4 protein-coding genes are annotated in these 13,543 nt (G+C 56.7%); 3 read left to right on the top strand and 1 reads right to left on the bottom strand.

What is annotated here, in order from left to right; genetic code table 11:
- Window positions 1–71: 71 nt before the first annotated feature.
- The 3 genes from CBB62_02120 to CBB62_02110 are packed head-to-tail and all read left to right on the top strand — an operon-like array spanning window position 72 to window position 6,133.
- A complete protein-coding gene (locus tag CBB62_02120) occupies window positions 72–2,336 on the top strand; it encodes a hypothetical protein (GenBank protein ID OUT41178.1) in 2,265 nt (754 codons plus the stop codon).
- Window positions 2,336–3,685 (top strand): hypothetical protein, encoded by a 1,350-nt coding sequence (locus tag CBB62_02115; protein ID OUT41177.1) that lies wholly within the window; start codon window positions 2,336–2,338, stop codon window positions 3,683–3,685. Before CBB62_02120 ends, CBB62_02115 begins: the two co-directional genes overlap by 1 nt.
- A gap of 6 nt (window positions 3,686–3,691) precedes the next feature.
- Window positions 3,692–6,133 carry a hypothetical protein gene (locus tag CBB62_02110; protein ID OUT41176.1) on the top strand — a complete coding sequence of 814 codons (2,442 nt, stop codon included), beginning with the start codon at window positions 3,692–3,694 and terminating at the stop codon, window positions 6,131–6,133.
- 14 nt (window positions 6,134–6,147) lie between these two features.
- Here the strand turns inward: CBB62_02110 and CBB62_02105 are convergent, their stop codons facing one another.
- Complete coding sequence (locus CBB62_02105; protein OUT41175.1) at window positions 6,148–13,062, bottom strand: hypothetical protein; 6,915 nt, start codon at window positions 13,060–13,062, stop codon at window positions 6,148–6,150.
- Between the last annotated feature and the right edge of the window lie 481 nt (window positions 13,063–13,543).

Here is a 13,543-nt window from a genome sequence, read left to right as displayed (position 1 = left end):
ATTCCAAAACGCTGAAAAACCATTTAGGGTCGGTAGGTAACTACCGGCCCTTTTTATATCGCTAGACGGCCATGAGTGAGGCAAAACCAATCGACGCGCCCATCGACCAGAAAGATGACGGCGACGCCAGCAACCAGTCCGCCGGGACAGGCTCGGAAAAGGCTGGCCTGCGCTATCAGGAACAGCTGATCGACTGCCTCGCCTATATCAGCCGCTGGGCCGACCGACCGCGCTCGGTCGCCGCCCTGACCGCCGGATTGCCATGGCCGAAGGATGATGAGAGCCGGAAACCCGATGCCAACCTGCTGATCAAGGCCGCTGAACGGGCCGGTTTCGAGGCAAGGCAACTGACCACCAGCCTCGCGAAGCTGGATGCAACCGCACTCCCCGCGATCCTGATGACCGCAACCGGTCCGGCGGTACTGCTGCGCCTCGACGGTGCTGCTGCCGAGGTCTATCGCCCGAACAAGCGCGATGGCGACACAATACGCAAGGTCAGTCGGGAAAAGCTGCTCGAGAAAAAACTGATCGGCCCGATCATTACCATCAAACCGGCAACCGACTGGAACAGTCTCGCGGAATCCTCGGCTCGACCGGAAACAAAGGGCACCCTGAGCCAGCACTGGTTCTGGGGCCCGGTACTGGAAAACCGCTGGCTTTATACCCAGGTGGCGCTGGCCTCACTGATGATCAATCTGTTCGGCCTTGCGACACCGTTATTTGTCATGAATGTCTATGATCGGGTGCTGCCCAATTCCGCGCTTGAAACCGGTTGGGCGCTGGGGCTCGGTGCGCTGACGGTATTCCTGTTCGACTTCCTGCTGCGCGGCTTGCGCGGTTATTTCATCGATGTCGCCGGACGCCGGGCCGATCTGAAACTGGCTGGCCGCCTGTTCGACCATGTGCTCGATATCAAGCTCGATCAGGCTCAGCGGCGATCCAGCGGCGCACTCGCCAATATGTTGCGCGAGTTTGAATCCGTGCGCGAGTTCTTCACCTCCGCCACCCTCGCCGCCCTTGTCGATCTGCCCTTCGTGTTTCTGTTCCTCGGCGTCATCTACATGATCGGCGGGCCGATCGCCTTCGGCCTGACCCTTGCCGTCATGCTGATCATCGGGGTCGGCGCGCTGTTGCAATGGCCGATGCGCCGCCTGATCGAACGCAACCAGATCGCCGATGACAGCCGACACGGCCTGATGGTCGAGACGCTGGGCGGTCTTGAAACCATCCGCAGCACCGGGGCCGACCGTCGCCTTCGCGCCCGTTATGCCGACCTGCTCGCCGAGAGCACGGTTTACGGTCAGCGCTCGCGCTTCTGGTCGATGATGGGCATTCATACCGCGATCCTGATGCAGCAGGTGGCCTCGGTTTTTGTCATTCTGGTCGGCATGTATCTGGTGGCCGATGGCACCCTGACCGTGGGTGGCCTGATCGCCTGTGTCATCCTCGGCTCCCGCTCGATTGCGCCGCTCGGTCAGGTCGCACATCTGGCCACCCGGTTCCAGCAGGCGCACCATGCCCTGCAAGGGCTGAACAAGCTGATGGCGGAACCGGTGGAGCGCCCCGGCAATCGCCGCTTCCTGCACCGCGAGGTTTTACAGGGCGATATCCGTTTCGAGGCCGTGAACTACGCCTATCCCAATTCCGAGCGGCTGGCGCTGCAGAATATCAGCTTCCATATCAAGCCGGGTGAGAAAGTCGGGCTGATCGGTCGGGTCGGTTCGGGCAAGAGCACCATCGCCCGCCTGCTCTGCGGGCTGACAGAGCCGCAATCCGGCATCATCCATATTGACGGCACCGATATGGCGCAGCTCGACCCCGCCGACCTGCGCCGCAACGTGGCACTGGTACCGCAGGAGACCTTCCTGCTGCGCGGGTCCCTGCGTGACAACATCGCCGCCGCCCGCCCTGACGCCAGCGATGCCGAAATACTGGAGGCTGCGACCCTCGCCGGTGTCCACGACTTCGCCGCCCGCCATCCCCATGGCTATGACATGCGGATCGGTGAGCGCGGCCTTGGCCTGTCCGGTGGCCAGCGACAGGCGGTTGCCATCGCCCGCGCGCTGCTCGGCAATGCCAATACCCTGATCCTCGATGAGGCGACCAATGCCATGGACATACAGGGCGAGACCCTGCTGACCCAGCGCCTGCAACCGTTTCTGGAAAATCGCGGGTTGGTGCTGATCACCCACCGGCAGAACATGCTCAATATCGTCGACCGGCTGATCATCCTAGACCGCGGCCATGTGGTCGCCGACGGCCCGCGCGATGAGGTCATGGCCGCTCTCGGCAGTGGCCAGATCAAGGCGGCAGCCGGTAAACAGGAGCCATCGTGATGAGCGAGCGGACCATCGAGGGCCATAACAAGGGCCAGGGCCGTGACATCGAGCACATCCTCGAGCGCGCGCTGGCCGAGACCAAACCGGCGCTGGTCGCCAATATTCTGCTGATCAGCATTCTGGCCTTCTTCTTCTGGGCCTTTGTCTGGGCCAGCCTGACCGAACTGGATGAAGTTACCCGCGGTTCGGGACAGGTGATCCCGTCGAGCGAGGTTCAGGTGGTGCAAAGCCTTGAGGGCGGCCTGCTCTCCGACCTGCTGGTGCGTGAGGGCGATCAGGTCGAGGCCGGGCAGGTACTGGCGCGGATCGATGACGTTGCCTTCTCCGCCGAACAGCGCGGCAGCAAGGCAGAGATTTACGGCCTCGACGCTGCCATTGCCCGGCTGATCGCAGAGGCGAACGGCACCGAACTGTCGTTCCCGGAGGAAATCCGGCTGGAGCGACCGGATTTCGTCGCCGCCGAACGGGCACTCTATGAGGAACGCGATGGCAAGCTGCAGAAGTCGCTCGAGATCCTCGAGGATGAAGCGCGACAAAATCAGTTCGAGATCAGCGAAACCACGGCCAAGATCAACCAGCTCGAAACCAATACCCGGCTGGTCCGACAGGAACTGAACATCACCGCCGGTCTGGTCAAACAGGGCGTTGTCGCCGAGGTGGAGAAAATACGGCTGGAGCAGAAACTGAACCAGACCGCTGGCGAACTGCGCCAGACACGCGAAGCGATCCAGCGTCTTGAGGTGGAACTGAGCGCCAACAATCTGCGGCGGGAAGAGTTGATCGCCACCTTCCGCTCATCCGCTCGTGAACAGCTTAACCAGCGGCAGGTCGAGCGCGCCGCCCTGACCGAACGGCAGGTTTCCATGGATGACCGCGTGCGTCGTACCGAATTGCGGGCACCGGTCGCGGGCGAGATCAAGTCGATCGCCCTGAAAACCGAGGGCGGGGTCGTGCGAGCCGCCACCGATCTGATCGAGATTGTGCCGCGTGAGGATGATCTGAAAATCTCCGCCCGCATCCGCCCGGCGGATATTGCCTTCCTGCATCCGGGACAGGATGTGCGGGTCAAGATCACTGCCTATGACTACACCATTTTCGGCTCCCTCCCGGCGAAGCTGGAGCGGATCGGGGCGGATACAGTGATCGGCGATGACAATGAACGCTATTACGAGATCGAGGTACGCACCGATCGCAATTTCCTCGATGGCCGCACGGTTGGCGAGCATCTGCCGATCCGCCCCGGCATGGTGGCCGAGGTGGAAATCCTCACCGGCAAGCGCACCATTCTCGAGTATCTGCTGAAGCCCCTGACCCGCATCCGCGAACGGGCCATGACCGAGGCATAACAGTAAATGGCAGCATTCAGAAAATTCTGGTCCGGCCTCGGTCGGTTGTTCCGCAAGCGCTGGCTCGAGATCACGCTGCCGCTCGTGCTCGGCTTCATGCCGATTTACGAGAGCCTTGAGGGAATAGGCCTGATGAACCGGCTGACCCGGCTGAACTTCGATTTCTATCTTGAGACCTTCCCACGCGAACCGGATACCACATGGCCAGTCAAGATCGTTGATATTGATGAAACAGCGCTCGCTGAAATCGGCCAGTGGCCCTGGCCGCGCAGCACGGTTGCCAGCCTCGTCGACCGGTTGACCGCCATGGGGGCCAAGGCCATCGTCTTCGATATGGTCTTTGCCGAACCGGACCGCCTCTCGCCGAAACTGATGATGGCCGAGCTGGTCAAGGCCGATCGCGGCAGCACCATCGACCAGACCATGGTTGATAGCATCATGGCAGGCCTCGGCGATAACGATCAGCGATTGGCCGAGGCGATCAAGGCATCGGGGCGGGTGGTAACCGGAGTTGCCCTCGACAATGCCGCGTCGAAAACGCCCGCCTACCTGCCCAAACGCTCGCGCATATATCTAGTGAACAAGAATCTGCCCGCAGGCGGTGACCGAAGTGGCGATCCCGGTCTCTGGAAAAACTACAATCCGGTTGAGGGAATCATCAGTAATCTCAGCCCGATTGAGCGGGCAGCCAGTGCCAATGCCCATTTCAATATGAACAGTGGTGTTGACGGACTGGTCCGCCGGATTCCGATGATCAATATTTTCCACCCAAATCCGGACATATCAGCATCAGACAATGAAGGTGCCACCTATTATCCAAGCCTTGCCATTGCTGCACTGAAAGTAGGGGCAGATGATCGTCGCACCCAGATCATTGCCGAGACCAATTCAAAACCTGACAAGCCATTGAAGCTCATATCAAATGGTAAAGTTTTCACGATATCTCGGGTCTATTTCACCTCTCTCAAGGTTGGCGCCCATGAGGTGCCGGTACGTGAAAACAGTGAACTTCCGCTTTATTTCTCCGGCCATATCGGCCCGGACCCGGAGAACCCGTATTACGAACACCGCTATATCTCGGCCGCCCATATCCTCGATGGCACAACGCCGGATGAGGCGGTGCGTGACAAGTACATCTTCATCGGCACCAGTGCCTCGGGCCTCAAGGATTTGCGGTCCAGCCCGCTCGACCACCTGATTGCCGGGGTCGAGTTCCATGTAGAGGCACTGGAGCAGATCCTGCAGGAAAAATTCATCACCCGGCCCGATGATGCCCGCGGTTTTGAAATGCTGGCGGCATTCCTGCTCGCGGTACTCGCCGTACTGGTGCTCCAGCTCTGCGGGCCGATCGTCTCCGCCGGTCTCGCCATCATGGCCGGTGCCGGTATCTATGGTCTGTCGATATATGAGTTCAAAGCCAGCCTGCTGCAGATCGATCCGATCACGCCACTGGCCTCGCTCAGCCTCGCCTATCTCTCGGCGCTGGCACTCAACCTGTGGCGCACCCAGTCGGAGAAGGCGGAGCTGCGCGGTGCCTTCGGCCTCTACCTGTCGCCGGAACTGGTGGATGAGCTGTCCGATAATCCGGAGCGCCTGACCCTTGGCGGCGAAATCCGGGAGATGACCATCCTGTTCTCGGATATCCGCGGTTTTACCTCGATTTCCGAGCAGTATGATCCGCAATCCCTGACCAAGCTGATCAATGCGTTCCTGACGCCGATGACCGCCTCGGTTCTGTCCAAGCGCGGAACCATCGACAAGTATATGGGCGATGCGCTGATGGCATTCTGGAACGCCCCGCTCGATGATGCCAATCATGCGGCCAATGCCTGCCGGGCGGCGATTGAAATGACCGCCCTGCTCGGCCCGCTCAATGATCGGCTGGAGGAAGAGGCAAAAGCGGCGGGCCGTAAATTCCTGCCGCTCAATGCCGGGATCGGCATGAACACCGGCCCCTGCTGTGTCGGCAATATGGGATCGGAGCAGCGCTTCGCCTACTCCGTGCTCGGCGATGCGGTCAACCTCGCCGCCCGGCTTGAGGGCCAGACCAAATCATATGGCATGGCGATGATTGTCGGCGAGACGACCAGGGCAGAGATACCGACCTTCTCCACCATCGAGCTTGACCTGATCCGGGTGAAGGGCAAGCTGCAGCCGGTCACCATCTATGGCCTGCTCGGTGATGAGACCGTGGCGAATGACCCCGGCTTCAAAAAGCTGGAACAGACCATTGACGAAATGCTGATCGCCTACCGCGCCCAGAACTGGGAGCAGGCACGGGCACTGTTGAATGAGGCGAGAGCCGCCAGCGAGGCAATTGCTGATCGCCTGCCGCGCGGCACCAAATGTGAGGTGCTGTTCGACCTCTATGACGGGCGGATTGCCGAATACCGCAGCAACCCGCCGGGCGAGGACTGGGACGGCGTCTTCACCGCCACCAGCAAGTAAGCAGCCTGCAAATCCTAGGCTACAGGTACGGAACCGAACTGAATCGTGCCGCCAGCATCATTGTTGACATAGAGATATGTGCTCGGTGAGTCGATATCATCCACATACTCATGGAAGATGCCGCCATCGCGGAACACATCCCGGCCAGCATCCTCGAAATCACTGTCGAGCACCAATGTCGACGTACCGGAATCAAGCGTGATTTCAAGCTCATTGTTGCCGCTGATATCCACCACGTCACCGACATCAAGCGAGGCCGTGGTACCGGAACCGATCTCAATACGCTCGAACCCGTTAATAGAACCGAAGAAATTTTGTGCTGAATCAACAGTAGAAAAATTGAACTCCATACCACTGGCGTCAAGGACCAGCGTATCCGTGCCGGAGCCACCTTCAAGGGACGCGGTGGCACCGATGTCATTGGTCTTCAGAATGACCTCGTCGTCACCACTGCCAGCAATGATCGTATCATCAACGGTGCCGGCACCGGACTGAACCTCAATCACATCATCACCAGCCCCGCCCAGCACACTATCGGTGCCGCTTGTACCGGTATTAACGTAGATCAGGTCATCACCATCACCGCCAACAATAACGTCACTGCCGTCATTGCCATTGATGGTATCATCACCATCATCGCCAGCGATGGTGTCATCACCATCACCGCCCGAGATGTGGTCGCGACCATTATTACCCTCCAGGGAATCATTGCCGGCATCACCACTGATACTGTCATCACCGGCATCACCACTGATACTGTCATCACCATCACCAGCAAAAACCGTATCCTGATTGCCGCCAGCGGTATGAAGCTGGCTGCCTGTACCGGTGAATGTCAGATTCTCGGCATCGCCATTACCACCATACATGCTGTCGGTCTCAAGCGTTGATTCGAAATACAGCTCATTTCCGGAAAAGTAATAACCGTTGATATTGCTGTCACCCGTAATACTGATGGTGGCATCAAACTCCCCATCCAGATCGTAATCAATCATTAGGGTCGCCGTCAGCGCGCCGCCAGTCAAACGAATATGATCTTCATTGATGGTGGATAATGCCCCGCCGAACTTGATGCGATCACCGCTGGAACCAACCTCGAAATCATGCAACTCATCGCCATCGGCATTGGTGGCATTGTCCATGTAGAAGACATCGATCTCGCCATTGCCGCTACCGCCATAGAGCGTATCCGCGCCAGCGCCACCACTCAGCGTATCGGCACCGCTGCCACCGTAGAGAACATCAAGTCCCTTGCCACCATGCAGACTGTCGTCTCCGTCACCACCATATATGACGTCATCATCTTCATTACCGAAAATGAGATCGTCCTGATAGCCGCCATAAATTGAATCACGACCAACACCGCCATAGATCGTATCGGTGCCATCAAAGCCATAAATCAGGTCATCACCTGCCTGGCCATAGAGCAGGTCGGCGGGCTCCGCGAAATCTATACTATCATCACCGAGAACTACATCATCACCATCGCCGCCATAGAGGGTATCTACTCCCTCCCCGCCATAGAGCGTATCGGCACCCTCATCACCATAGAGAACATCATTGCCATCCTGACCACGAACGGTATCGTCGCCAAAGCCGCCATAGACGATGTCATCGTCCTCATTGCCCCTGACCGCATCGTCGCCAGCACCGCCATAGAGGATGTCACCCCCATAACCAGCACCAAAGCTGTCATTACCAATGGATCCAAATCTCGTATCATCGCCAGCCGTTGAGCTGCCAATGATCGGATATCCCATATTGGTGATGCTGAACTGACTTCCCGAAGAAATCGGCGAACCATCCGATACAAATGTATCCAAGGCACCATTGATATAAATGTCGAAAGTATCGCCACTACCAAACGTGTAGCTCAGCTTTGTCTGGCCCGTAACAGAATCCGGCGTGGCGGTCTGGTACTCAATATTTGTACCGACCAGATAGAGCGAATCACTCGGGCTGCCACTCAGTGAATCAAAACCGAAATCGGCGAGCGTTACAGAGCCGCCATTGACACTCATATCAACGACGAAGACGTCATCGTCCTGGCCACCGTAAAGAATATCGCCGTTGCCGCCATAGAGCGTGTCGATGCCAATGCCGCCATAGAGAATATCCGCGGCGTTGTCTTCCGGCGTTGTGGCTGAGCCGCCATAGAGCAGATCGCCAAAATCAGAGCCGATAACCGTATCGGCACCGGCATCCCCTTCAAATGTACCGCCGGTAGTCTGGCTGCCATCGACAATATCCGCCCCGGCACCACCATTGAGGTTGCCCGAATTTAACGTGACATATTCAGCATTTGCGGTACCGGTTGTGGTCAGGGGCAGGCTGGAGAAAGTCACCGTAGCCCCATCGAGGCTATCAACACCGAAATCGATATTTCCGGCTGCCAAAGTTACCGGCCCGGTAATCCCGATACCGAAAAGTTCAACTTCCACATCTGTCGTACCATCGCCATCCATATCGAAAAGGATGGTTGAGCTGCTGGACGAGGCATCAATGGTATAGCTGATTGAGCCGACATCGGTGGTATCGAAGCCGGGCACGATGAATAACGTGTCTTCACTGGCGTTATAGTCAACCAGATCATATGACACACTTGAATCCGGATCACCGGCCACAACGAAGGTATCGTTACCTGATCCACCACTGGCATTGCTACTGTTGGCAACAAGCAGCATGATATCATCACCGGCCTCACCGTGCAGGCCATCATTAAACTCGCCACCGATCAGGGTATCGTCGCCCGAACCACCATACAGATTATCATAGCCTTTCTGGTCCATGATAAAATCGTCATCGGCCCCACCATAGACAAGATCGTTGCCGACACCGCTGAAGATCGTATCGGCACCGTCACCACCGTATATATGGTCCTGATCCGCACCGCCGGAGAGGTAATCATTGCCCGCCTGACCTGAGATTGTATCATTGTCACCATTGCCATGAATGGTGTCATCATCTGCTGATCCAGACAGATTCTCTGCCGTCTCGTCACCGACAAGGAAACTGCCGCCGCCGCTATCTTCCTCCAGCGTGAAGCTGACACCGACACTGGTAGGGGTTTCACCACTGCCCAGATTTGGCACATGGTCAAGGTAGAATTCCTGCCCGGTACTGAGCGGAACGGCGAGCATGTCACTCGAAAAATCAGGACTGCCATCAATCGTTGGAGAGCCACCACTGTCACGAATAATCAGAACGTCTTCGGTGAAGTCAAAGCCCTTGATCGTGTCATTGGCAAAATCTTCGGCATAGCCGATCAGGCTATCCGCACCAGCACCAAGGACAATGGTCTCCGCATCACCGCCGAGATAGATACGGTCATCACCGGCACCGTCATCAATGACATTGGCACCATCCTCACCATAGATGATGTCATTGCCAGCACCACCATAGATCGTATCATCCCCTTCACCGCCACTCAGTACGGTTTTGGTTGAGGCACTGATGTAATCGGATACGACAATGTAATCATCACCGGCATCGCCAAGAATGATTGCCGACATGGATGAGCTGACCGAGATATAGTCATTGCCGGTCCCGCCCTGGACGGTGTCAGTATAACCATCGGCAACGATATAATCATTGCCGTCGCCGCCCTCGTACCAGTTGTCACCGCCGCCGCCGCGGAGATTGTCATCACCGCCACCGCCGAACAGGTCGTCATTATCCCCTTGGCCATAAAGGGTATCGCGCCCCTCACCACCGGCCAGGGTATCGTTGCCACCGTTGCCGTACAGCGCATCGTTACCTGTGCCACCGGACAGCACATCACCGCCATAATAGGTACCGATCAGGGTATCGTCCCCGCCCTGACCATAGAGGGTATCATTGGCACCATAGGTACCATTGGAATAGATACCGTCACCATAGATCAGGTCGGAACCGCCATTGCCATAAACAACATCGGCTTCTGAACCGGCATAAATGAGATCAATGCCGCTGGTACCAACCAGATTATCGGCGACCGGCGTGGAATTGCCATCATCGCCATAGATCGCATCGATGCCAAAGGCATCAGCAAGATCGGTCGAGAGAGACAGATTGCTGTATGGCAATCCTTCCTCAGAATCGCCGTAAAAATTGGCAACAAACAGGGGCTTGTAGGAATTGATAGTAAACTCGACTTCCGCCGATCCATTGCCATCCGCATCGATCTCGACAGTCGTGGAGCCTGATGAATTGGTAACCGTAATGACAGTGCCCGGCTCGCTGAAATCCACGTCATTGAAATCAAGCGAAAAATAATTGTCAGCGACATTGTCGATGGTCAAACCATCATAATCGGTGAAATAGCCACCAATACTGTCGAGACCGAAATTGGCCAATATCGTATCGTAGTCACCAGCATCAATAGAATCATAAGTGGGGATCGCCGTGCCGGATGCGGTTTCAAACGTCACTTCGCCGCCATAAATCGGTGCCGTCAGGTCATTTACACCCTGATAGCTGTACAGAGTAAGGGTTGACGCACCACTATCAATATCAAGCGTTACTGTATTGCCGTAAATACTAGAGACATCAACCGTTGTCGCATCGGTAATGTAGAGTTTATCGAGACCAAAATCAAAATCATCAATAGTATTATTGTGAAGCTCTGCAACAGTGCCATAAATACTGACCTGGGTACCTTGCAGATTGATGGTGTTGGCACCGGCACCGCCATATACGGTATCCAGAGATGAGGCCACAATGGTGTCATCGCCATCACCGCCATAGAGCTCATCTGCCGAAGAATCATTGGCATCGATATAATCATGGCCCATGCCGCCAAACAGGGTGTCGACACCATCACCGCCAATGATGGTGTCATTGCCGACATCACCATCGATGCGATCGTGGCCCTTGCCGCCCTGCAGCAGGTCATCACCGTCACCGCCATCTATGCTGTCGTCACCAGCAGCACCCAAAAGGGTATCTGAGCCATTATCACTGCCGCCAAGCAGCGTATCATGCCCCTCACCGCCATCGACATAATCATGCCCATTGCTGCCATCAATGGAATCAGCGCCTTCTCCGCCGAGGATATAGTCCTTCCCGATAGAGCCATTGATGGTGTCGTTACCGTCATGACCGAACAGGGCATCATTGCCACCGCTACCAAAGATGCTGTCATCACCGGTGTTGTACGCATATGTTGGCGTGACATCAAACAGGGTGCTCTCGGTCGGATCACCAGTGACCGTATAGGTCTTGCCGGTTGGCAGGCCGGTCAGATGGATTTCATAGGGTGAGCCACCGACCGTGGTTTCGATCACATACTCCCCACCACCAACTTCAGAAATGTCGATCGCGTCGCCAGACGGGTCGTAATCCTGAATGAAGATGGTGTCTTCGGTAATATCGAAGTCATGGATGGTGTCGTTATCCAGCTCTGCAGCGGTGCCGCTGAAGGTATCTTCCGCATTGCTCGCATAGATCAGATCGGCACCGAGGCCACCATAATCAGCACCGTCGCTGCCGGAATTGATCGTGTCATCACCATCAAGCCCGAGTGTGCCGGCATCATCGGCCGTGCCGGTGATTGTGTCATTGCCAAAACTGCCGATGCCGCGATCAAGAAGCGATGTACGGGTCGGCAAGGGATCGACCGGATCCGCGCCGGGATCACCACCACCACTGCCGCCGCCATTGCCACCGTCACCGTCACCGATGATGGTGTCGTTGTCATCGCCGCCAATGATGGTGTCATTGCCGTCACCGCCATCAATGGTGTCATTATCATCGCCACCGATGATGGTGTCGTTATCCTCACCGCCATCAAGCGTGTCATCATCATCGTCACCACCAATGATCGTGATGATCTGATCGTCATCATCATCGTCGTCGCTGTTACTGCGGTTGGTGGTTGAGCTGGTCTGGCGACTGCCGGAACCCGAGCGCGTCGACAGCCGATCCTGACCGGTGCCACCGCTTGTTGTATCCTCACCGGATCCATCCGATGGTTCTTCCGACTCACCGTCATCCTGGAACTGGCGATTGGTGGAACCATCACCGTCACCGCCGGTATCACCGCCATCATCGGTCTGATCATCATTCTGATCGTCGCCGGTCTCTTCGCCCTCGTCCTCATCCTGTTCCGTGGTGGTCAGGATGGTGGCCCAATCAACCTCAGGAGCGGCGGTTTGCAGCACCCGAACGCCGCCCTCACCAATGATATTGGCAAAACGCTGCAAGCCTTCAGCATCGAGCGTAAAAGTCTGGGCACCATCAGCGGTCACCTGAACCGAGGCAAACTGGCCGACCAGATCGATGATGTCGCCAAGGCCGGACTCAAGAAAGCCCTGCCCCTGAACGAAAGTGAACTGCATGCCGTCGGTGACCTGCTCGACCTCGATCGAACCGGCAATGACGGTACCGCGAATACCCAGCGTACCGGCAGGGGTGTTGATCGAGACGTTTTCCGGTGCATCATCGGCAACCAGACCGCTGACGAACACGAAGACCCCCTTCAGGGCAGAAAACTTGTGCTCACCCTCATTGGTGGCCGGGTCATAGATATACTGATCCACCAGCATCGCGCTGTCGGGGCCTAGGGAATAGGTGGTTTCATCGGCAAAAGTGATGGTCGCCGCGCCACTCTCGAAAGTCTCGACCTCGTCATTCTGGAAAATCGGGCTGCCGATGCTCAGAACGCGCTCGACATCGTCGGTCTGGATGGCAATCACCTCACCGGTCATCTCGGAGATAACGCCGATCGGCTCGCCATAGGTTTCAATGAGTGCCTGCAGGGCCGGATTATCGATGGTGCTGAGCTGTGCGACCTCGGTCACCGCCAGAGGGCCGGTTGCCAGATTGCCCGCACGGGAAACGCCGACATCATCCGAAGTCAGATCTGATGGATCAATTTTTGAGTTCTGACCCGCGAAACCGTCTAGCAAACCATCCATGGTCTGGCCCCCTTCAAATACTGCATCGCCCATTCTTGGGCTTTAGCTGTTTGGACCAGTCAGCAACGCTTTTTGCGTCCTCAAACGGCTGACAGGCCGGCAGTTACATGCACCAATCATATGCAACCAATGCGCCAGTTCGCCCATCACACGCCTGATCCTGCCGGATAGACGCTGATCGACAATTCAACTGACACATATCCAACACGCAGGCCATATCGACCACGTCATTGAACCACGTCACAGATGGTGCGCCACCTGTACCGCCTGCCTCATTTTCCTGCCCAGCCAGATAACCAGATACAAGCCAAAATCACCTCGATCCGCAGATTGGATTGTCGATGATGCCCCATTGGCCTGTGCCCGAAACCTGACACTTTTGGAAAAATATCATACTTGGTTAGTGCATTTCCACCGAATCCGTTGGTTAAAGAGTAGTGTGGGCACCAGTATGCGCCCGCTTCAGCTTGCGCGTGCGCCTTCAAGCGGTTCAGATTGGTTAATAAAAACAAGG

It is taken from the genome of Micavibrio sp. TMED2, from assembly GCA_002168225.1.
Taxonomy (GTDB): Bacteria; Pseudomonadota; Alphaproteobacteria; order TMED2; family TMED2; genus TMED2.
Note: the sequence above shows the minus strand (reverse complement) of the source record. Positions and strands in the feature narration are given on the sequence as shown.

Excerpts from the sequence above, each read along its gene's own strand:
- CBB62_02120 (OUT41178.1), top strand. The coding sequence starts at position 72 with ATGAGTGAGGCAAAACCAATCGACGCGCCCATCGACCAGAAAGATGAC.
- CBB62_02115 (OUT41177.1), top strand. The coding sequence starts at position 2,336 with ATGAGCGAGCGGACCATCGAGGGCCATAACAAGGGCCAGGGCCGTGAC.
- CBB62_02110 (OUT41176.1), top strand. The coding sequence starts at position 3,692 with ATGGCAGCATTCAGAAAATTCTGGTCCGGCCTCGGTCGGTTGTTCCGC.
- CBB62_02105 (OUT41175.1), bottom strand. The coding sequence starts at position 13,062 with ATGGGCGATGCAGTATTTGAAGGGGGCCAGACCATGGATGGTTTGCTA.